This window comes from Cupriavidus sp. 10L45 (assembly GCF_056395225.1).
In genome coordinates this window covers 181,691-200,925 of sequence record NZ_JBFTJC010000003.1, presented here as the reverse complement: position 1 = coordinate 200,925, position 19,235 = coordinate 181,691, and the positions used below count along the sequence as shown (strand labels likewise).

Annotated in this window: 21 protein-coding genes; 12 read left to right on the top strand and 9 right to left on the bottom strand. The window is 67.7% G+C overall.

Annotated features, from left to right (window positions below):
• Nucleotides 1-369 precede the first annotated feature (369 nt).
• Both AC1DFU_RS06875 and AC1DFU_RS06870 read right to left on the bottom strand, forming a co-directional pair.
• Nucleotides 370-1,464 carry a CobW family GTP-binding protein gene (locus tag AC1DFU_RS06875; RefSeq protein WP_092291371.1) on the bottom strand — a complete coding sequence of 365 codons (1,095 nt, stop codon included), beginning with the start codon at nucleotides 1,462-1,464 and terminating at the stop codon, nucleotides 370-372.
• Between the two features lie 31 nt (nucleotides 1,465-1,495).
• Entirely contained in the window at nucleotides 1,496-2,014 is a 519-nt protein-coding gene (locus AC1DFU_RS06870; RefSeq protein ID WP_092292099.1) for a Fur family transcriptional regulator, read from the bottom strand.
• 358 nt (nucleotides 2,015-2,372) lie between these two features.
• On the opposite strand from AC1DFU_RS06870, the gene AC1DFU_RS06865 reads away from it, so the two are divergent.
• The 4 genes from AC1DFU_RS06865 (at nucleotide 2,373) to AC1DFU_RS06850 (ending at nucleotide 6,101) form a co-directional block, all read left to right on the top strand.
• Nucleotides 2,373-3,359, top strand: coding sequence for a tripartite tricarboxylate transporter substrate-binding protein (locus tag AC1DFU_RS06865; RefSeq protein WP_092291373.1), 987 nt, complete (start codon nucleotides 2,373-2,375; stop codon nucleotides 3,357-3,359).
• Between the two features lie 210 nt (nucleotides 3,360-3,569).
• Entirely contained in the window at nucleotides 3,570-4,106 is a 537-nt protein-coding gene (gene hslV / locus AC1DFU_RS06860) for an ATP-dependent protease subunit HslV (RefSeq protein WP_092291375.1), read from the top strand.
• Between the two features lie 48 nt (nucleotides 4,107-4,154).
• A complete protein-coding gene (hslU, locus tag AC1DFU_RS06855) occupies nucleotides 4,155-5,486 on the top strand; it encodes an ATP-dependent protease ATPase subunit HslU (protein WP_092291377.1) in 1,332 nt (443 codons plus the stop codon).
• Nucleotides 5,487-5,729: 243 nt separating this feature from the next.
• Nucleotides 5,730-6,101: a hypothetical protein gene (locus tag AC1DFU_RS06850; protein ID WP_441591427.1), complete on the top strand. Its 372-nt coding sequence runs from the start codon at nucleotides 5,730-5,732 to the stop codon at nucleotides 6,099-6,101.
• A gap of 33 nt (nucleotides 6,102-6,134) precedes the next feature.
• Here the strand turns inward: AC1DFU_RS06850 and AC1DFU_RS06845 are convergent, their stop codons facing one another.
• Complete coding sequence (locus AC1DFU_RS06845) at nucleotides 6,135-6,728, bottom strand: response regulator transcription factor (RefSeq protein ID WP_092291381.1); 594 nt, start codon at nucleotides 6,726-6,728, stop codon at nucleotides 6,135-6,137.
• Nucleotides 6,728-8,056 (bottom strand): ATP-binding protein, encoded by a 1,329-nt coding sequence (locus AC1DFU_RS06840; RefSeq protein ID WP_255370705.1) that lies wholly within the window; start codon nucleotides 8,054-8,056, stop codon nucleotides 6,728-6,730. Before AC1DFU_RS06840 ends, AC1DFU_RS06845 begins: the two co-directional genes overlap by 1 nt.
• 276 nt (nucleotides 8,057-8,332) lie before the next feature.
• On the opposite strand from AC1DFU_RS06840, the gene AC1DFU_RS06835 reads away from it, so the two are divergent.
• Nucleotides 8,333-8,830, top strand: a complete 498-nt coding sequence (locus AC1DFU_RS06835) for a copper chaperone PCu(A)C (protein ID WP_092291385.1) — start codon at nucleotides 8,333-8,335, stop codon at nucleotides 8,828-8,830.
• Nucleotides 8,831-8,838: 8 nt separating this feature from the next.
• On the opposite strand, the gene AC1DFU_RS06830 is transcribed toward AC1DFU_RS06835, so the two are convergent.
• The 4 genes from AC1DFU_RS06830 to AC1DFU_RS06815 all read right to left on the bottom strand — a co-directional run bounded on the left by AC1DFU_RS06830 (nucleotide 8,839) and on the right by AC1DFU_RS06815 (nucleotide 10,924).
• Nucleotides 8,839-9,777 (bottom strand): LysR family transcriptional regulator, encoded by a 939-nt coding sequence (locus AC1DFU_RS06830; protein WP_092291387.1) that lies wholly within the window; start codon nucleotides 9,775-9,777, stop codon nucleotides 8,839-8,841.
• Nucleotides 9,778-9,839: 62 nt separating this feature from the next.
• Entirely contained in the window at nucleotides 9,840-10,055 is a 216-nt protein-coding gene (locus AC1DFU_RS06825; protein WP_441591424.1) for a cysteine-rich CWC family protein, read from the bottom strand.
• Entirely contained in the window at nucleotides 10,052-10,276 is a 225-nt protein-coding gene (locus AC1DFU_RS06820; RefSeq protein ID WP_441591422.1) for a zf-HC2 domain-containing protein, read from the bottom strand. The genes AC1DFU_RS06825 and AC1DFU_RS06820 overlap by 4 nt, the downstream gene beginning before the upstream one ends.
• A gap of 18 nt (nucleotides 10,277-10,294) precedes the next feature.
• A complete protein-coding gene (locus tag AC1DFU_RS06815) occupies nucleotides 10,295-10,924 on the bottom strand; it encodes a sigma-70 family RNA polymerase sigma factor (RefSeq protein WP_441591620.1) in 630 nt (209 codons plus the stop codon).
• A gap of 153 nt (nucleotides 10,925-11,077) precedes the next feature.
• On the opposite strand from AC1DFU_RS06815, the gene argB reads away from it, so the two are divergent.
• The 6 genes from argB (at nucleotide 11,078) to AC1DFU_RS06785 (ending at nucleotide 16,772) form a co-directional block, all read left to right on the top strand.
• A complete protein-coding gene (argB, locus tag AC1DFU_RS06810; RefSeq protein ID WP_092291393.1) occupies nucleotides 11,078-11,995 on the top strand; it encodes an acetylglutamate kinase in 918 nt (305 codons plus the stop codon).
• Between the two features lie 79 nt (nucleotides 11,996-12,074).
• Nucleotides 12,075-13,127 (top strand): pyrimidine 5'-nucleotidase, encoded by a 1,053-nt coding sequence (locus AC1DFU_RS06805; RefSeq protein WP_441591420.1) that lies wholly within the window; start codon nucleotides 12,075-12,077, stop codon nucleotides 13,125-13,127.
• Nucleotides 13,124-13,783 (top strand): nucleoid occlusion factor SlmA, encoded by a 660-nt coding sequence (gene slmA / locus AC1DFU_RS06800; RefSeq protein ID WP_092291397.1) that lies wholly within the window; start codon nucleotides 13,124-13,126, stop codon nucleotides 13,781-13,783. The genes AC1DFU_RS06805 and slmA overlap by 4 nt, the downstream gene beginning before the upstream one ends.
• 300 nt (nucleotides 13,784-14,083) lie before the next feature.
• On the top strand, nucleotides 14,084-15,262 hold the full coding sequence (gene metX, locus AC1DFU_RS06795; RefSeq protein ID WP_092291399.1) for a homoserine O-succinyltransferase MetX: 1,179 nt from the start codon (nucleotides 14,084-14,086) through the stop codon (nucleotides 15,260-15,262).
• Nucleotides 15,259-15,870: a methionine biosynthesis protein MetW gene (metW, locus tag AC1DFU_RS06790; protein ID WP_092291401.1), complete on the top strand. Its 612-nt coding sequence runs from the start codon at nucleotides 15,259-15,261 to the stop codon at nucleotides 15,868-15,870. The genes metX and metW overlap by 4 nt, the downstream gene beginning before the upstream one ends.
• A gap of 71 nt (nucleotides 15,871-15,941) precedes the next feature.
• Entirely contained in the window at nucleotides 15,942-16,772 is an 831-nt protein-coding gene (locus AC1DFU_RS06785) for an acyl-CoA thioesterase (protein WP_092291403.1), read from the top strand.
• Nucleotides 16,773-16,778: 6 nt separating this feature from the next.
• Here the strand turns inward: AC1DFU_RS06785 and AC1DFU_RS06780 are convergent, their stop codons facing one another.
• Entirely contained in the window at nucleotides 16,779-18,062 is a 1,284-nt protein-coding gene (locus AC1DFU_RS06780; protein ID WP_092291405.1) for a muropeptide transporter, read from the bottom strand.
• A 148-nt stretch (nucleotides 18,063-18,210) separates the two neighbouring features.
• On the opposite strand from AC1DFU_RS06780, the gene AC1DFU_RS06775 reads away from it, so the two are divergent.
• Nucleotides 18,211-19,131, top strand: a complete 921-nt coding sequence (locus tag AC1DFU_RS06775) for a M48 family metallopeptidase (RefSeq protein WP_177219863.1) — start codon at nucleotides 18,211-18,213, stop codon at nucleotides 19,129-19,131.
• Nucleotides 19,132-19,235 lie beyond the last annotated feature (104 nt).

The following is a 19,235-nucleotide window of genomic DNA, read 5'->3' as shown; positions in this document are numbered from 1 at the left end:
TTGGTCTTCGTTGCGGCTGTCATGGGGACACCTCTCTCTACGCGTCGACGAGTGACGGCGCTGTTGCCAAGGTACCCCAAGCGGAGGGCGGTCTCCGCATGAAGCACTGCGACCGCGCCTGCCGGCGGCCCGCCTCATGCTGACGACGACCGCCGCCCTGCCAATACCGGCGCCGCTCAAACGTGCGTCGCCCGTATCAAATCCGGCCTATTGTACTTGAACAAGTTTTTCGTAGATATGGGAGAAAGCCGGACAAGAGACAGGAGTTTTCCCGGTACCCCGCCCAAAGGAGGGGAAGGGTGGGCGGAAACCGGTCCGGCGGCAACCGCCACAGGATGCGGCGGTTGCTTCACATCGGGTTGTAGGGGCTCAGGCCAGGCAGGCAGCCAGTCCCTTGAGGATGGCATCGCGCGGCAGGTCCACGCCGATGAAGACCATCTTGGTGCCCGGGGTCTCGTCTTCCCACTTGGCGCCGATGTCGCTGCCCATCAGCTGGTGCACGCCCTGGAACACCACCTTGCGGTCCACGCCTTCCATATAGAGCACGCCCTTGTAGCGCAGCAGCTTCTCGCCATAGACCGACAGGATGCCCGACAGGAATTCCTCGAGCTTGCCGTAGTGGAACGGCTTGTCGCTGCGGAAGACGAACGAGGCGATGTGGTCTGTGTGGTGGTGATGGTGGTGGTGATCGTGCACGCCATGCCCGTGACCGTGGTCGTGGTCATCGTGGTCGTGGCCGCAGTGCTCGTCGTGCACGTGGCCATGATCGTGGTCATGGTCGTGCTCATCGTGCTCATGGGCCTCGGCGCGCAGGAAATCGGGGTCGATCTCGAGCTTCTCGTTCAGGTTGAAGCCGCGCAGGTCGAAAATCGTGTCGATCGGGGTCTCGCCGAAGTTGGCGGTGCGGATCGGTGCACGCGGGTTCATGTGCAGCAGGCGATGGCGCAGGTCGGCCACCTCGGCCTCGGGCACCAGGTCGGACTTGGTGATGAAGATGGCGTCGGCAAAGCCTACCTGGCGCTGCGCTTCCTCCTGCTTGTCCAGCTGGAGGTTGCCGTGCTTGGCGTCCACCAGCGTGATCACGGCGTCCAGCAAGTAGCGCGCGGCGATTTCCTCGTCCATGAAGAAGGTCTGCGCCACCGGGCCCGGGTTGGCCACGCCGGTGGTCTCGATCACCACGCGGTCGAAATCGAGCTTGCCTTCGTCGCGCTGGGTGATCAGGTCGGACAGCGCCTGCACCAGGTCGCCCCGGATCGTGCAGCAGATGCAGCCGTTGCTCATCTGGACGATCTGCTCGCGGCCGTCCTGCACCAGGATCTCGTTGTCGATGTTCTCCTCGCCGAACTCGTTCTCGATGACGGCGATCTTCATGCCGTGCTGCTCGGTGAGGATGCGCTTGAGCAGCGTGGTCTTGCCGCTGCCGAGGAAGCCCGTCAGGATCGTGACCGGGATCAGTTTGGACATGTCTTGGAACTCCGGGAAAGGTTTGCGGCGCCTAGTGGGCGTCGCCGGCGCCGCGCGTGCGGCCGCATTCGGCGCACACGCCGTTGACGGTCAGCTCCACGTGCTCGACGGCAAAGCCGCGCGGCACCTTGGGCGCTACCGACGGCGCGGGCACGCCGGCCGCCTCGAGGCAGAACGTGCGGTCGCAGCGGGTGCAGTGGAAATGGCTGTGCTGGCGATGGACTTCGGCGCGCGCGGCCTCGTGCTCCACCAGCGTGAAGCGGAACACGCGGTCATGGCCCGCGCGCTTCTGCGCCAGCCCCTGCTCGACCAGCCAGTCGAGCACGCGGTAGACCGTGACGCGGTCCACGTCGCCATCGGCCGGCAGGCGGTCGATCACGGCCTGGTGCGTGAGCGGGTCCTCGGCGTCGATCAGGCAGGCGAGGATGGCCACGCGCGGCTGCGTCACGCGCGCGCCAAGCTGGCGCAGGCGCGCCTGCGCAGCGTCCAGCGTGGCGTCGGGGAGCGGCCCGGCTGCCTGGGCGGCCGGATGCGGGATGGTGCGTGTCATGCGGGCCATTTAACCATAGCGCCCGGGTCGATGCAATTCAGTTGCGTAAGCGGCTGCGCGGCACGAGCGCGGCGCAAGCGTGGCGAATCCGCCGAAAACGCCGCTTTCTCGCGGGTTAGCCCCTATACCTCGCTAATCTTTCAGGTTGCTAACATCCACCTCCGGCTCCGCCTGTCAGCGGGGTCAGTTGCTGTTCGCTTCCCATACATTGAGCCGATGGTCACCGCGTGTTTCCAATATGGACCGCGACCGGCGGCGCCGCCTCCCGGGCGGCCCGGCCGGCGGCAAGGGGTGTAAAGAGGAGGAGGCAAGGCGGATGGTGAGAACGGGAAAAGCAGGGTATCCAGGAGAGACAGTAATGAAACGAGTTGCAATGCATTTCGCGGCCGCGCTGGCTGTTGCCGGCGTGGGCGTTTTCACGGGGGCGCAGGCTCAGGAATATCCCGGCAACAAGCCGGTCCAGGCCGTGGTGCCGTTCGCGGCTGGCGGCCCGACCGACAAGGTGGCGCGCGAGCTGACCATGGTCATGTCCAAGCACCTGGGCACCACCATCGTGATCGAGAACCTCGGCGGTGCCGGCGGCACCATCGGTGCCAAGAAGGTGGCCCAGTCCAAGGGCGATGGCTACACCATCCTGATCCACCACATCGGCATGTCCACGGCACCGGCGCTGTACCGGAACCTGGGCTTCGACCCGCTGAAGGACTTCGAGATGGTCGGTGAAGTGGCCGACGTGCCGATGGTGCTGGTCGGCAACAAGCAACTGCCGCCGGCTACCTTCAAGGACCTGCTGCCGTACATCAAGGCCAATGCCAGCAAGCTGTCGATGGCCAACGCCGGCATCGGCTCGGCCTCGCACCTGTGCGGCCTGCTGTTCCAGAGCGCGATCCAGACCGAGCTGACCACCGTGCCGTACAAGGGCACGGCGCCGGCGCTGACGGACATCCTGGGCGGCCAGGTCAACCTGATGTGCGACCAGACCACCAACATCGCCGGCCAGCTGAAGGCTGGCGCGCTGAAGCCGTACGCGGCCATGCAGTCGCGCCGCGTGGAGGCGTTCAAGGACATCCCGACCGCGGCCGAGCAGGGCCTGCCGGGCGTGGAAGTGAAGATCTGGCACGCCATGTACGCGCCGAAGGGCACGCCGAAGCCGGTGATCGACAAGCTCTCCGCCGCGCTACAGAAGGCCGTGGCTGACCCGACGTTCCGCGCCAAGATGGCGGAACTCGGCGCCGAGGCCGTGCCGGCCCAGCGCGCCACGCCGGAGTCGCTGCGCACGTTCCTGACGGCGGAAATCAACAAGTGGACGCCGGTAATCAAGAAGGCCGGGGTGTACGCGGACTAAGCACGGACTAACCCCCGCGCCAGCCCGGAAGGCAGAAGGCCACGCAGCGATGCGTGGCCTTTTTGTTTTGGCGCCCGCCCGGCGCCTTCTATATTGTGGGGATTGCCCGTGGCGGGCGCCTGTGATGCGTGCGGCTCTTGAAAGCGCGCTGCGTGTCGCCACCTACCCCCTGACACACTCCACAGATCACAGAAGGACCACGAAGGCACCATGGAACAGTATCACGGCACTACCATCGTCAGCGTCCGACGCGGCAACCAGGTTGCGCTCGGCGGTGACGGCCAGGTCACTCTCGGCAATATCGTGATGAAGGGTACGGCGCGCAAGGTGCGCCGCATCTACAACGGCAAGGTGCTGGTCGGGTTTGCCGGCAGCACGGCCGACGCCTTCTCGCTGCTCGACCGCTTCGAGGCCAAGCTCGAGAAGTACCAGGGCAACCTGACCCGCGCCGCGGTGGACCTGGCCAAGGACTGGCGCTCGGACCGCGCGCTGCGCCGGCTCGAGGCCATGCTGATCACGGCCGACCGCGACACCACGCTGGTCATTACCGGCAACGGCGACGTGCTGGACCCCGAGGGCGGCATCGCGGCCATCGGCTCGGGCGGTGCGTACGCGCAGTCGGCGGCCAAGGCGCTGATCGAGAACACCGAACTGGCTCCCCAGGACGTGGTCGAGAAGGCGCTGACCATCGCCGGCGAGCTCTGCATCTACACGAACACGAACTTCGTCATCGAGACGCTGGAATAAGCGTCGCCCGCTGGCGCTGCACCGCACCGCACTGAAACCCCGGATACCATGTCGCAAACCATGACCCCGTCGGAAATCGTTTCCGAACTCGACAAGCACATCATCGGCCAGAACAAGGCCAAGAAGGCCGTGGCCGTGGCGCTGCGCAACCGCTGGCGCCGCCAGCAGGTGGAAGACCCGCTGCGCCAGGAAATCACCCCGAAGAACATCCTGATGATCGGGCCCACCGGCGTGGGCAAGACCGAGATCGCGCGCCGGCTGGCCAAGCTGGCCGATGCGCCGTTCATCAAGATCGAGGCCACCAAGTTCACCGAAGTGGGCTACGTGGGCCGCGACGTGGACACCATCGTGCGCGACCTGGCCGAGATGGCCATCAAGCAGACGCGCGAATCGGAAATGAAGAAGGTGCGCACCAAGGCCGAGGACGCCGCCGAGGACCGCATGCTGGACGTGCTGCTGCCGCCGCCGCGCGACATCGGCTTCGCCCAGACCGAGGACAAGGACTCGAACACGCGCCAGGCCTTCCGCAAGAAGCTGCGCGAGGGCCAGCTCGATGACAAGGATATCGAGCTGGAAGTGGCCGCCGGCCAGCCGAGCATGGACATCATGGGCCCGCCGGGCATGGAGGACATGACCGAGCAGATCCGCACGATGTTCGCCGGGCTGGGCCAGGGCAAGAAGCATCGCCGCAAGATGAAGGTCAAGGAAGCGTTCAAGCTGCTGATCGACGAAGAGGCCGCCAAGCTCGTCAACGAGGAGGAGCTGAAGCACAAGGCCATCGCCAACGTCGAGCAGAACGGCATCGTGTTCCTGGACGAGATCGACAAGATCGCCAGCCGCAGCGATGTGGGCGGCGGCGAGGTGTCGCGCCAGGGCGTGCAGCGCGACCTGCTGCCGCTGGTGGAAGGCACCACGGTGAACACCAAGTACGGGATGATCAAGACCGACCACATCCTGTTCATCGCCTCGGGCGCGTTCCACCTGAGCAAGCCGAGCGACCTGATTCCCGAACTGCAGGGCCGTTTCCCGATCCGCGTGGAACTGGAGTCGCTGTCCGTGCAGGACTTCGAGGCCATCCTCACCCAGACCGACGCCAGCCTGACCAAGCAGTACCAGGCGCTGCTGAAGACGGAAGAGGTGGACCTGCAGTTCGCGCAGGACGGCATCCGCCGGCTGGCCGAGATCGCGTTCTCGGTGAACGAGAAGGTCGAGAACATCGGCGCGCGCCGGCTGTACACGGTGATGGAGCGGCTGCTGGAAGACCTGTCGTTCCACGCCACCCGCTCCTCGGGCGAGACGGTGACCATCGACGGCAAGTATGTCGATGAGCGCCTGGCCGACCTGGCCGGCAACGAGGACCTGTCGCGCTACGTGCTGTAAGCCGCCCCGGCGGATTTGAAGGAACAACGAGCCAGACCGATGTCTGGCTCGTTTTGTTTTGGGGTCTTGACCGGCATGTGTCAGCGGCCCGCGCGGATGCCTCCCGCCAGTAACGACCGTAAGCATTGGTAAGCATGCTGGCGCCGGACCTCGTCGAAATGCGACCCTTGCGCACCTTGCTGGTCGATGGACCGGAGCGGGAGCCACCGCATTTCACTTCAAACACCTGCCGGGAGTCTGCCTATGTCGCGCCAACCTTCGCGCACGCTTTTTTTCAAACGCAACCAGGTGCGCAAGCGCCGCGTTGCCATCGCCACCGCGAGCGTGGTGGCGAGCATCACCGCCGCCACCGTCTTCCTGTGCGTCCGGCCCGCCGTGACCCCGGCCGCCGCCGCCGCGCTGCCGATCCCGGCTTCGGCCTCGGTCCACGCGGACCAGCCCGAGCGGCAGGCCGCGCACGGTGGCCAGGCTGCCACCACGGCGCTGGCCATCGCCTCGGGCGAGCTGGTCACCCTGGCCGACCGCCACGCCAATGACGCCGTGCGCATGGCCGGCGTGGACCATGAATCGTCCGCCGATGATCTTGGCTGGGACTACGTCCAGCTTCGTCTGTAAGTTATTTCGCTTCGCCCGACGCGCCTAGCGCGACTATCGCGACACCGGCCGCTTGCCGAGCTTGCGCTGCAAGGTGCGCCGATGCATGTTCAGCGCCCGTGCCGTGGCCGAGATATTGCCGCCGTGCTCGGTGAGCACGCGCTGGATATGCTCCCATTCGAGTCGCGCCACCGATAGCGGCGTCGGCTCCTCCAGCGCCGCCTCGGCCGCCTCTTCCGAAATCCCCGCCATCAGTGCCGTCAGGATCGAATCGACATTGGCCGGCTTGGCCAGGTATTCGTCCGCCCCCTGCTTGACCGCCGCCACGGCTGTGGCAATGCTCGCGTAGCCGGTCAGCACGAGGATGCGCGCGTCCGGCAGCGCGGCGCGCAGCGGCGCCACCAGATGCAGGCCCGATTCCGCCTGCGCCGTGCCGCTGGCCTCGGCGGGCGGCCCCAGATGCAGATCCAGCGTGACGTAGGCAAACGGCGTGCGCGCGGCCAGCGCCAGCGCCGCGCTGCCGTGGTGGGCCACCTGCACCGCATAGCCGCGCCGCGTCAGCGCCCGCGCGAGCGTGCCCGAGAAGACCTCGTCGTCATCGATCACCAGGAAGGGCGTTGCGTCGGTGGGCGCGGAGGCGTCTGTCATCACGGTTGGAAGTCGGAGGAAGTGAGGTTGAGCGGGGTGGCGCCGGCCAGCGGCAGGCGCAGCACGGCCACGGTGCCACCGCCGCGGTGGTCCTGCCAGGACAGGCTGCCGCCAAGCTGGCGCGCGGCGCTTTGCGCGAGGTAGAGGCCGATGCCCTGGCCGCCGTGCGTGCTGGCGACGGGCGCCTCGCCCAGTTGCGCGCGCAGCGCCGGGGGGATGCCGCCGCCGTGGTCGGTGACGGCGAAGCGCAGCGCGTGGCCATCGCCGGTGATATCCAGCCGCAGCGGCGGCGTCTGGCGCATCGCATGGCCCATGGCCTGCTGGCTGCGCGCGGCGTTGTCCAGCAGGATGGTCAGGATCTGGCTCACACGCGCGGCGTCCACGGGGTGGGTAGCCGCGTCCGGCGCCAGCGTCGATTGCAGGCTGGCCTGCGGATGACGCAATTGCCAGCGTTCGACGAACGGCGCGAGCCAGGTGTCGAGCGGCTGCGGCGCCAGCGGTTCGCGGTCCGCGCGCAGGCGGGCCAGGATCGAGCGGCACAGGTCCAGCTGCTGCTCCATCGTGCGGAAATCGGGGAGGTAGTCGGCGAGTGGCGTGTTCGCACGCGCTGCGTCGGAGGCATCCCCACGCAACTCGCCGGCGATCACCGCCAGCGTGGCCAGCGGCGTGCCGATCTCATGCGCGACAGCCGCCGCCTGATCGTTCAGCGCCTCGGCACGCGACTCCCGCAGCAGTTGCTCGCGGGCGAGATTCAACTGGGCATCGCGCTGGCGCAGCACGCCCGACAGCCGCGCCACGAAGAAGGCGATCATCACCGCGCTGGCCACGAAGTTCAGCCACATGCCGGCCAGGTGGTAGTTCACCGCGTTGTCCGGGTTGTGCAGGTGCAGCGGCACGTATTCGAGCAGCAGCAGCGAATAGCACGCCAGCGCATAGAGCGCGAGCGCCGAGACGAAGCGCCACGGCAGGATGGCCGATGCGATGGCCAGCCCGGGCAGGTAGAACGAGACGAACGGATTGGTGGCGCCGCCGGTGTAGAACAGGATGGCCGACAGCGCGGTCAGGTCCACGATCATCTGCGCCATCAGCTCGGCGTCCGACGGGACCGTGTTCTGCTGCCCGTGCCAGTGCAGGCGGACCACCGTCAGCACATTGAAGATGGCCTGCGCGGCGAACAGGTAAAGCAGCGGCTTGTAGGGCAGGTGGATGCCGGCCACCGACTCGCACGACACCAGCAGCAGCGCCTGCCCCGCCAGCAGCGCCCAGCGCAGCCAGCACAGGCGGCGCAGGCTCACCAGGCCGTGGCGCTGGGGCGCCCCGCCCGGCATGGCTGGGGCGGGAGCCGGCGCGACGGAGGCAGCGGGAGTCGGCGGTGCGGTAAGGGGCGGGGAGGGCGGCATGCCGGCAGTGTAGCAATGCCGCCATGCCGCGCGGCGGCGGCGACCCGGCGTGCGACACCTTGCCGCATTCAGGCCGGCCCCCGGCGCTGCCAGACTACGCGGTTGCCATGCCCGGCAGACTCGGGAGCGCCATGGTCTAATAGCCGCCTTTCGTTGAATTTCGTTGATCCCGTCGATTCCGTCGACTTCGTGGAGATGTTACCGATGCAAGCCCGTTTTCGCGCGCCGCGCGCCGCCTCGATCGTCACCCTGGCCCTGGCCGGCCTGCTGGGCAGCGCACACGCGTTGGCGCAGGTCGACGTGAGCAATGCCTGGGTGCGCGGCACGGTGCCGGCGCAGTCGGCGTCCGGCGCGTTCATGACGCTGCACGCGCATGCGTCCGCAAAGCTGGTGGGCGTGTCGTCGCCCGTGGCTGCTGCCGAGCTGCATGAGATGAAGATGGAGAACAACGTGATGCGCATGCGCCAGGTGCCGTCGCTGGACCTGCCGCAGATGCAGGACGTGGAACTCAAGCCGGGCGGCTATCACATCATGCTGATGGGGCTGAAGTCCCAACTCAAGGCCGGGGATACCGTGCCGCTGACGCTGAAGATCGAGCAGAACGGCAAGATCGTCGAGCAGCAGGTCAAGGCGCAGGTGCGCGACCTGACCGCCGGCGCGCCGACGGCAGGCGCCGCCGGCCACGGCGATCACAAGCACTAAGACGCGGATCAGCCGCGCAGGCTGATCGCCGCCTCCGCTTCCGATTCCGGCGCTGCCGCCGCCTGCAGCACCCGCTCACGCAGCCAGGTGTGGCCCGGATCGGCCTCGGCCCGCTCGGGCCAGATCATGCTGTAGCTGAAGCCGGGAATCGAGAACGGCGCCTCGAAAATGGTCAGGCGCGGATCTTCCAGCGTCGCCAGCGTACGCCGCGCCGCCGTCAGGACCATATTGGTCCCGGCGATCAGTGCCGGCGCCACGCTCCAGTGCGGTACCGTGCACGCAATCTTGCGGCGACCGCCCAGGCGCGCCACGGTAGCGTCGATCAGCTCCCCGCGCTCGCTCGCCGCGCTCACCAGCACGTGGGAGCGCGCCAGATAGGCCACGTGATCGAGCCGGCCGGTGTCGCGCACCGTGGCCGCATCCACCGCACACGCAAAGTCATCGTCGAACAGCACCGCCGTGCGCACGCCTTCCGGCTGGTAGGTGAAGGCGCCCAAAGCAATGTCGAGTTCGCCGTCGGCCACCTGCGCCGTCATGGTCTCGCGGCTGGCTTGCGTGACCACGAGGTCGATGTTCGGCGCGGCCTTGCGCACCGTGCGCAGCAGCCGGGGCAGCACCACCAGTGCGCCGTAATCGGACATCGCCACGCGGAAGGTGCGGCGCGCCATGGACGGCTGAAAGCCGCCCGGGCCGAGCAGGATACGCACCTGCGCCAGCGCCTCGGCCAGCGGGGCAGTCAGTTCATGCGCGCGGGGCGTCAGCACGAGCCCGCCCTGGCCGCGCACGAGCAGGGGGTCGTCGAGCAGTTGCCGCAGCCGCGCCAGCGAATGGCTGACCGCCGGCTGGCTCAGTTGCAGCCGCAGTGCGGCGCGCGAGATATGGCGCTCGGCAAACAGTGCTTCGAGCACCACGAGCAGATTGAGGTCGATTCCGCGTAGGCTATTCATGTGGCGAATATTAAACCGGATGGGTCCGGTTATGCCATTCGTCGAGCGGAATTTTTAGGGCTTCAAGTGTTTTGCGAGGCGTCCCGCCGGGCCTTCAGGCAATCCGGGCACAGGCAGTGCTGGCCTGCCACGATCTGCCGCGCCGGCAGCAGTGGCTGGCTGGCGCACCAGCATTCGGGCAGTCCGGCCACGTAGCCGCAGACGAAGGCCGCGCCGCAGCGGCTGCACCGCTCCACGGGGCGTAGCTGGCCGGTCTGGATGGTCGATGGATCGGTCATGGCCTCGGGCCGGGTCCGTCGCCACCATCCTGCCCAAGCCGCCGCATCGCCTCGCGCATCATCCGCATCTGCCCGCTGAAGTGGGTACACGTGGCGCAGATGGCCAGATGGCCGCGCAGGCGCAGCCGCTCCCCCCACGTCAGGGGCTGGTCCATGCCCTTCATGGTCAGGTGATGGATTTCCTCGCAGTTCGGCAGCAGGCGGCGGCGGGGTTCGGACATGAGACGAATTCGGCCTATCTATATAGAGGGGTGGGGTGAGCGCGACGGCGCGGCGGGGGCGGCTGTTGTATTCGCACCACGGTTGCCGAACCATTTCACTTCCAGGCATTCGCGCAGCCGCATGCGGGCGCGGTACAGCATCACCCATGCGTTGGTCGCGCTGATCTGCAAGGCCTGACAGATTTCTTCGGTCTCCAGTTCGAGCCATTCCCGCATCATGAAAATCCGCGCGGACTTGGCGGGCAGTCGGTCGACGCAGGTTTGCAGCACTTCGAAGAACTCGCGGCGCTCGAAAGTGCGGTCGGGGTCGCCCCAGTCGGAGGGCGGATGCTGGTAGTGGCCGTTGCGCGTGAACAGCGCGTCGAAGGCGTCCTGCTCCGATTGCGGCTCGCCATCGTCGCCGGTGGCCAGCGCCAGGCGCACCTCGCGCTTGCCGCTGCGCAGGATATCGACGATCTTGTGCTTGAGAATGCCGACCAGCCACGTGCGCAGCGCTGACTGGCCTGCAAAGCGCTCCGGGTGTTCCAGCGCGGCCAAAAGGGTCTCGGAAACGGCGTCTTCGGCGAGCGCTTCGTCGCGCAGCTGCAACCGGGCAAAGCGCAGCAGATAGGGCCGCACGGCCTGCAATTCGGCGGGATCGAGGCTCATTGCGGGGGCGGCATCGGGCGTGCCGGGGATCAGGTTCTTGTCGTCTTCGCGCGTGCCGCGCGGTTTCTTGTAAAATCGGCGCCTGCCCGTCAAAGCCAGTCCGGCGGACGGATTCGCCATGATACCTGCTGATTCCAACGGATGTCCCTTGCCATGAACGCCGACAATCCTGGGCCGGCCACCACCACGGTTGCCGCCATCGCCCCCTCCCTCAAGGCCGAGATCCTCGCCGAGGCGCTCCCCTATATCCGCAAGTTCCACGGCAAGACCATCGTGGTCAAGTACGGCGGCAATGCGATGACGGAGGAGAAGCTCAAGCACGGCTTCGCGCGCGACGTGATCCTGCTGAAGCTGGTGGGCATGAACCCGGTGGTGGTGCACGGCGGCGGGCCGCAGATCGACGAAGCCCTGAAGAAGGTGGGCAAGGTCGGCACGTTCATCCAGGGCATGCGCGTCACCGACGAAGAAACCATGGAAGTGGTGGAGTGGGTGCTCGGCGGCGAGGTGCAGCAGGACATCGTCATGCTGATCAACCAGTACGGCGGCCAGGCTGTGGGCCTGACCGGCAAGGACGGCGGCCTGATCCGCGCCAAGCGCCTGCAGATGCCGGACCGCGAAAAGCCCGGCACCTTCATCGACATCGGCTACGTGGGCGATATCGAGGCGATCAACCCGGCCGTGGTCAAGGCGCTGCAGGATGACGCGTTCATCCCGGTGATCTCCCCGATCGGCTTCTCCGACGACGGCCAGGCGTACAACATCAACGCCGACGTGGTTGCCGGCAAGATGGCCGAGATCCTCAAGGCCGAGAAGCTGGTGATGATGACCAACATCCCGGGCGTGATGGACAAGAAGGGCAACCTGCTGACCGACCTGTCCGCGCGCGAGATCGAGGAACTGTTCGCCGATGGCACGATCTCGGGCGGCATGCTGCCCAAGATCTCGTCCGCGCTGGATGCCGCCAAGAGCGGCGTGCACTCGGTCCACATCATCGACGGCCGTATCGAGCACTCGCTGCTGCTGGAAATCCTGACCGAGCAGGCGTTCGGCACGATGATCCGCTCGCACTGAGCCGGATTTGCGGGCGCAGGGGCGGATTGACGCCGCCGCGCCCGCACCCCTCCCACCAGTCATCCCCCTGCAGCCCGGCGTGTTCCTCAGACAACCTCACCAGCGCCGCGGCGTGGCGCACGCGCGCCCGTCGGAGGCATCGACTCCCGCCGCGCGGCAACGCCCCCGGCATCCTCGGGTGCGCCGGCCAGCGGGCGACCAGTCGGGCGATATCGTCTGGCTGTTCGATCTCGACAACACCCTGCACGACGCCTCCCACGCGATCTTCCCGGCCATCAACCGGCGCATGACCGCCTACGTGGCGCGCGTGCTCGGGTCCGACGAGGCCACCGCCAGCGGCGTGCGGGTGGAGTACTGGCAGCGCTACGGCGCCACCCTGCTCGGCATGATCCGCCACCATGGCGTGGATGCGGCCGATTTCCTGCACGAAGCCCACGACTTCCCGGCCCTGGCCGAGATGGTGCGCGTGCGGCGCGGGCTGGCCGCCGCGCTGCGCCGGCTGCCCGGGCGCAAAATCCTGGTCACCAACGCGCCGCGCGACTACGCCCGGGCGGTCATGGCGATTGCCGGCATCGAACGCTGCTTCGAGCGCGTGGTGGCCATCGAGGATATGTGGGTGCACGGCCATCTGCGGCCCAAGCCTGACCGCCGCATGCTGCGCCGGCTGCTGGCGCGCACCGGCGTGGCGCCCCATCGCGCGGTGCTGGTGGAAGACACGCTGTCGCATCTGAAACACTATGCGGGCACGGGGATCCGCACCGCCTGGGTGACGGGCTACCTGCGCACGCTGGCGCCGTCGCGGCCCCAGCCGGTGCCGGCGGCCGCGCCAGTCCCGGTCGATGCCGCCGTGTCGGGCGCGGTGGCCGATGCTGCCACGCGCACCGCGCTGGCCGCCGAGGACCGCCAGCACGTGGGCCACGGCGCCCAGGAAAGATCGGTCACGATGATGGCCGCCGAAGCGCAGCTTCCGCCACCTGGCGTGGATGGCGCACAATACGGCAAGGCGCCGCAGCAGTTGCCCGACCATGCCCCGCGCGTACGGGCGCGCGTGGTGAATCGGCCCGGCTATGTGGACATAAAAGTACAATCGATGCATCAACTCCTACGACGAATACGGAGAACCGGGTCATGACGCAAACCATTGAAAGCCAGCCGGAGGCGCCGCCGCTGATGGCCGCCACCGCCATCCAGACCGCCGAAGGGCCCGCGCGCAAGCGCCCGCGCCCTGGCGAGCGGCGCATCCAGATCCTCCAGACCCTGGCCGGCATGCTCGAGCATCCGCGCGGGGAAAAGATCACCACGGCGGCGCTGGCCGCCAGGCTGTCAGTCTCGGAAGCCGCGCTCTATCGCCATTTCGCCAGCAAGGCGCAGATGTTCGAGGGCCTGATCGGCTTTATCGAGCAGACCGTGTTCGGGCTGATCAACCAGATCACCACGCAGGAGGAGCATGGCCTGCGCCAGGTGCAGGCCATCGTGCGGATGCTGCTGTCGTTTGCCGAGAAGAACCCCGGCATGACGCGCGTGCTGACCGGCGAGGCGCTGGTGGGCGAGCACGAACGGCTGCAGGAACGCATCAACCAGATGGTGGACCGGATCGAGGCGTCGCTGCGCCAGTGCCTGAAGGTGGCCGTCACGCAGGCCGCCTTCCCGGCCGACGCCGACATCCCGGTGCGCGTGGCGCTGATCACGGCGGCTGTGCAGGGCCAGTGGCACCGCTACGTGAAGAGCGGCTTCCGCAAGGCGCCGGGCGAGAACATCGACGCCCAGTTGCGGATCCTGCTGGGCTGAACCAGCGGGAGGACCGGGGGCGCGTCACACGCGGCCAGCAGCGCACCCGGGAACTGCACTATAATGGCCGCGTCGCGCCGATTTGATGACTGGCTTGCGGGCGCGCGGCAGCCAACGGGAATCTCAGGATGACCGCCGGCTGCCACTATAAATGCGGCTAAAGAGGTTGGGTCGGTGCCTCGCGGGAGCAATCCACGATATGGCGCCGACGCGCGGGACACCGCGACATGCCCGACTTGGCTGCGACACACGCAACTGCCAGTCGGGTTTTTTTATGCCCGCTCGCCGCGGGCCCCCTCCATGACAGATGTTGCTATTCCTGCCGCCGTACCGGAGGCCGACCTCGCCGCCGGCTCCGTCGGCGTTGTCACGCCCCGGCGCATGCACTTCGCCGAGCCGCTCCCGCTGCGCAACGGCAGCCAGCTGGCCGGCTATGACCTGATGGTGGAAACCTACGGCACGCTCAACGCGGCGGCATCGAATGCCGTGCTGGTGTGCCACGCGCTCAACGCCTCGCACCACGTGGCCGGCATCGCGGCGGACAATCCGCGCGACATCGGCTGGTGGGACAACATGGTCGGCCCCGGCAAGCCGCTCGATACCGACCGCTTCTTCGTCATCGGCGTGAACAACCTTGGTTCCTGCTTCGGCTCGACCGGGCCGATGAGCACCAACCCGGCCACCGGCCAGCCCTATGGCGCGCTGTTCCCGGTGGTGACGGTGGAGGACTGGGTCAACGCCCAGGCGCGCGTGGCCGACGCGTTCGGCATCACGCAGTTCGCCGCGGTGATGGGCGGCAGCCTCGGCGGCATGCAGGCGCTGGCCTGGAGCCTGATGTACCCGGACCGGCTGCGCCACTGCATCGTGGTGGCGTCCACGCCCAAGCTGTCGGCGCAGAACATCGCCTTCAACGAGGTGGCGCGCAGCGCCATCCTGTCGGACCCGGACTTCCACGGCGGCAACTACTACGCGCACAACGTCAAGCCGAAGCGCGGCCTGCGCGTGGCGCGCATGATCGGCCATATCACCTACCTGTCCGACGAGGACATGGCCGAGAAATTCGGCCGCTCGCTGAAGTCCGAGGACATCCGCTTCTCGTTCGACGTCGAGTTCCAGGTGGAAAGCTACCTGCGCTACCAGGGCGACAAGTTCGCGGAGTACTTCGACGCCAACACCTATCTGCTGATCACCCGCGCGCTCGATTACTTCGACCCGGCGCTGGCCTACGGCGGCGACCTGAAGCGCGCGATCTCCCACACCCAGGCCAGCTTCCTGGTAGCGAGCTTCACGACCGACTGGCGCTTCGCGCCGAACCGCAGCCGGGAGCTGGTCAAGGCGCTGCTCGACAACAAGCGGCCGGTTTCGTACGCCGAGATCGACGCCCCGCACGGCCACGACGCCTTCCTGCTCGACGATCCGCGCTACCACAACCTGATGCGCGCCTACTACGAACGCATTGCCGAGGAGATCGGCGCATGAACGCCTCCGCCAACCCCAATATCCTCGCGCTGCGGCCCGACTTCCGCGCGATTGCGCGCTGGATCGAGCCCAACTCCACGGTGCTGGACGCCGGCTGCGGCGATGGCAGCCTGCTGCGCGTGCTCCAGGACGAACTGGACGTGCAGGCGTATGGCATCGAAATCCGCGACGAAGGCGTGCTGGCCTGCGCCCAGAAGGGCGTGCACGTGATCCAGCAGGACCTGGAGGGCGGGCTGGCGCTGTTCGAGGACCGGAGCTTCGACACGGTGATCCTGTCCCAGACGCTCCAGACCATCCACAACACGGCCCAGGTGCTGCGCGACACCCTGCGGGTGGGACGCGAGTGCATCGTCTCGTTCCCGAACTTCGGCTACTGGCCGCACCGGCTGTCGGTGTTCCGGGGCCGCATGCCGGTGTCGGAAGCGCTGCCGTACCAGTGGTACAACACGCCGAACGTGCGTGTGCTGACCATCAGCGACTTCGAGGGGCTGGCGCCCAAGGTGGGCCTGCGCGTGCTGGACCGCGTGGTGATGCACGAGGGCGTGACCGTGAACTGGGGCGAGAACTGGCGCGGCAGCCTGGCGGTGTACCGGGTTTGCGCGGTGTGAACCCGGCTTGACGCGGGGGCCGGGTGGGCATACCGTACGACGATTACCGAACGATCGTACTATTTTCTGCCATGACCCAAGCGCCCCACACCGACTCGCAACATCCGTTCGACCTCGCCCTGGCGCTGGAGCCAGCCGGCGAGCACCGCTTCCTGGGTCATACCAGCCAGGCCTACTGGAACATGATTGGCCCGTTCGGCGGGATGACGGCGGCCACGCTCCTCCAGGCGGCGTTGAGCCATCCCGAGCGGCTGGGCGATCCGATTGCGCTGACGGTGAACTTCGCCGGGCCGATTGCCGAAGGGCCGTTCGAGATCGAGGCGCGTCCGTCGCGGACCAACCGGTCCACCCAGCACTGGCATCTGGAATTGCGCCAGAACGGCGAGGTGACGACCACCGGCAGCGCGGTCTTCGCCGTGCGGCGCGAGACCTGGGGCAGCGGCGAAGCCGTCATGCCCGATGTGCCGCCCGCTGACACCCTGCCCGGCATGGGCGGCTTCGCGCCGGTGCGCTGGATCGGCAGCTACGATATGCGCGCGGTGCGCGGCGCCAAGCCCTCAACCGCCGTCGGCACCGAGCATCCGGACAGCCTGACCCAGTTCTGGCTGCGTGACGAACCGGCCCGCACGCCCGACTACGCCGCTGTGGCAGCCTGGTGCGACGCCTTCTATCCGCGCATTTTCCTCAAGCGCGCCGGCTTTGTGCCGGCCGGCACGGTGTCGATCACGACCTATTTCCATGCCGATGCGGCCACGCTGGCCGCGCTGGGCGACAGCCACGTGCTCGGCAGCGCGCGGGCGCAGGTGTTCCGCCAGGGCTTCTTCGACCAGAGCGCGCAGATCTGGAGCGCCAGCGGCGTGCTGCTGGCCTCGTCGCACCAGATCGTCTACTACAAGGAATAAGGCCGATCAGGCCGGACGAGGGACGCCCGGCTCCTTGGCCGGCTCGCGCGCCTGGGCTTCGTAGCGGTGGACCGTGCCGCGCATCGCCCAGAGCAGGGCCACGCCGGGCACGGCCGCCACCACGGTGCCGAGGTAGAAGGGCGCCCAGCCCCAGGCTTCGACCATATAGCCCGAGGTGGGCCCCACGTAGACCCGGCCGATCGACGCCAGCGCGGACAGCAGCGCGTACTGCGTGGCCGAGAACGAGCGGTTGCAGAGCGTCATCAGCAGCGCCACGAAGGCCGCCGTGCCCATGCCGCCGCAGATGTTCTCGATGGCGATGGTCGCACCCATGCTCCAGATATGGGGCGGCGTGACCGAGAGCACCCAGTAGCCGAGGTTCGACACCGCCTGCAGGATGCCGAACAGCATCAGCGACCGGTACAGCCCGAGCCGCACCATCAGCGACCCACCGAACAGCGCGCCGATGATCGTGGCCGCGAGACCCAGCGTCTTGTTGACGATGCCCACCTCGCCCGGATCGAAGCCCAGGCCCCGGATCAGGAACGTGGTGGACAGGCTGCCGGCGAAGGCATCGCCCAGCTTGTAGAGCACGATCAGCAGCAGCAGCCACCACGCGCCCTGGCGCCCGAAAAAGTCGCGCAGCGGGCCGACCACGGCCTCCTCCAGCGTGCGCGGCTGGCGCGCCGGCACGTCCGGTTCGGGCGCCCAGAGCAGCGTCAGCAGCCCTACCGACATCAGCGCCGCCATCAGCAGGTACATGCTGGACCAGCCCAGCACGCGGTCCGCCAGGTACAGCGCCAGCCCGCCCGAGACCAGCATCGCCAGCCGGTAGCCGAGCACCTTGACCGCCGCGCCGGCGCCGCGTTCGGCCGGGCGCAGCACGTCGGTGCTGTAGGCATCGAACACAATGTCCTGCGACGCCGACAGGAACGCCACCAGCGTGGCCAGCGCCGCCAGCGCCCAGAGCGCCTCGCGCGGCGGGCAGAACGCCATGGCGGCGATGCTGGCCACCAGCCCGAGCTGCGTGACCAGCAGCCAGCCGCGCCGCCGGCCCAGCAGGGGCGGCGTGTAGCGGTCCATCAGCGGCGCCCACAGGAACTTGAAGATGTACGCCTGCCCGACCAGCGAGAAGAAGCCGATGGTCTTGATGTCGAGCCCCTCCACGGTCATCCAGGCCTGGAGCGTGCCCGAGGTCAGCGCGAGCGGCAGCCCGGACGCGAAGCCCAGCGTCAGCATGGCGCCGATGCGGCGATTGCGGAAAATGTCGAGGTAGTCTTGGAACGTCATGGATGTATTATTGCATCACCGTTTGCGTCCCCACTCATCGATTCGACGCCGTTTGTCGACCCTTATCGCGCCGAGCCCTGCCGTGACCCTGATCGCGTCGAACGAATCGCCGTTGCCACCGTGCCGCACGCCCCGGCGCCCGGGATGGCTGACCTGGCTGGCTTGGTCCTGCGCCGCGTGCGCAACCGTGCCGGCCATCGCGCAGGAAGTGGCCCTGGTAGCCGCGCCCGACGACGGCGTGCGCGTGGAGCGCCGCTACTCGCGCGTGCGCACGATCGTGCCGATGGAAGTCATCGACCAGCAGGCTGCCCGCGAGTACGAACAGATCAAGCAGGAAGCCATCGCCAAGCACACGCTGGCCGGCGACGACAACCCGCAGGTGAAGCGCCTGCGCGAGATCGGCATCCGGCTGCTGCCCGAGACCGTGCTGTGGAACCCACGCGCCGGCCGCTGGGCGTGGGAGATCAACCTGATCGAGTCGAAGCTGGTCAACGCGTTCTGCATGCCCGGCGGCAAGATGGCGGTCTATTCCGGCCTGCTCGACCAGCTCAAGCTCACCGACGACGAAGTGGCCATGGTGATGGGCCACGAGATCGCCCACGCGCTGGAGGAACACGCCCGGCAGCGCGCGGCGCAGTCCGAGATCTCGAATCTTGGCGCCAACGTGGTGTCCCAGCTGACCGGCTTCGGCAATCTCGGCAATTTCGATATCGGCAACAATGCCCGGCTCGTGTCGCTGCGGTTTTCGCGGCTCGAGGAAACCGAGGCGGACCTGATTGGCATGGACATCGCCGCCCGCGCCGGCTACGACCCGCGCGCCGCCGTCACGCTGTGGCGCAAGATGGGCACGGTGCTGGAGATGGGCGACGAGTTCAAGTCCACGCACCCGTCCGGCCGCAGCCGCATCGCGGTGCTTGAGGCGCACATGGCCGAGGTGATGCCGCTCTACGCCCGCGCCATGAACATGCCGATGGAGAAGCTGCCCGCCCACACGCCCAATATGGCTAACCTGGGCGGTGCCCCGGTCGATGCCGGCGACGACGACAGCCAGCGTCCACTAAAAAAGTAAAGACGGCCGTCGACTCAGGTTATCGGCGATTCCTGTAGGATGGAAATGTGGCGTCAACGCCCCTGCAACAGGCTTTGGCGCGCTGAGATTCTCAACCTTGATCA

What these genes read in the sequence shown, in the direction of transcription:
- AC1DFU_RS06865 (WP_092291373.1), top strand. Translation starts at nt 2,373, where the DNA reads ATGAAACGAGTTGCAATGCATTTCGCGGCCGCGCTGGCTGTTGCCGGC.
- AC1DFU_RS06850 (WP_441591427.1), top strand. Translation starts at nt 5,730, where the DNA reads ATGTCGCGCCAACCTTCGCGCACGCTTTTTTTCAAACGCAACCAGGTG.
- slmA (WP_092291397.1), top strand. Translation starts at nt 13,124, where the DNA reads ATGACGCAAACCATTGAAAGCCAGCCGGAGGCGCCGCCGCTGATGGCC.
- metX (WP_092291399.1), top strand. Translation starts at nt 14,084, where the DNA reads ATGACAGATGTTGCTATTCCTGCCGCCGTACCGGAGGCCGACCTCGCC.
- AC1DFU_RS06840 (WP_255370705.1), bottom strand. Translation starts at nt 8,056, where the DNA reads ATGCCGGGCGGGGCGCCCCAGCGCCACGGCCTGGTGAGCCTGCGCCGC.
- AC1DFU_RS06870 (WP_092292099.1), bottom strand. Translation starts at nt 2,014, where the DNA reads ATGACACGCACCATCCCGCATCCGGCCGCCCAGGCAGCCGGGCCGCTC.
- hslV (WP_092291375.1), top strand. Translation starts at nt 3,570, where the DNA reads ATGGAACAGTATCACGGCACTACCATCGTCAGCGTCCGACGCGGCAAC.
- hslU (WP_092291377.1), top strand. Translation starts at nt 4,155, where the DNA reads ATGTCGCAAACCATGACCCCGTCGGAAATCGTTTCCGAACTCGACAAG.
- argB (WP_092291393.1), top strand. Translation starts at nt 11,078, where the DNA reads ATGAACGCCGACAATCCTGGGCCGGCCACCACCACGGTTGCCGCCATC.
- AC1DFU_RS06825 (WP_441591424.1), bottom strand. Translation starts at nt 10,055, where the DNA reads ATGACCGATCCATCGACCATCCAGACCGGCCAGCTACGCCCCGTGGAG.
- AC1DFU_RS06835 (WP_092291385.1), top strand. Translation starts at nt 8,333, where the DNA reads ATGCAAGCCCGTTTTCGCGCGCCGCGCGCCGCCTCGATCGTCACCCTG.
- metW (WP_092291401.1), top strand. Translation starts at nt 15,259, where the DNA reads ATGAACGCCTCCGCCAACCCCAATATCCTCGCGCTGCGGCCCGACTTC.
- AC1DFU_RS06875 (WP_092291371.1), bottom strand. Translation starts at nt 1,464, where the DNA reads ATGTCCAAACTGATCCCGGTCACGATCCTGACGGGCTTCCTCGGCAGC.
- AC1DFU_RS06785 (WP_092291403.1), top strand. Translation starts at nt 15,942, where the DNA reads ATGACCCAAGCGCCCCACACCGACTCGCAACATCCGTTCGACCTCGCC.
- AC1DFU_RS06845 (WP_092291381.1), bottom strand. Translation starts at nt 6,728, where the DNA reads ATGACAGACGCCTCCGCGCCCACCGACGCAACGCCCTTCCTGGTGATC.
- AC1DFU_RS06830 (WP_092291387.1), bottom strand. Translation starts at nt 9,777, where the DNA reads ATGAATAGCCTACGCGGAATCGACCTCAATCTGCTCGTGGTGCTCGAA.
- AC1DFU_RS06820 (WP_441591422.1), bottom strand. Translation starts at nt 10,276, where the DNA reads ATGTCCGAACCCCGCCGCCGCCTGCTGCCGAACTGCGAGGAAATCCAT.
- AC1DFU_RS06815 (WP_441591620.1), bottom strand. Translation starts at nt 10,924, where the DNA reads ATGAGCCTCGATCCCGCCGAATTGCAGGCCGTGCGGCCCTATCTGCTG.
- AC1DFU_RS06780 (WP_092291405.1), bottom strand. Translation starts at nt 18,062, where the DNA reads ATGACGTTCCAAGACTACCTCGACATTTTCCGCAATCGCCGCATCGGC.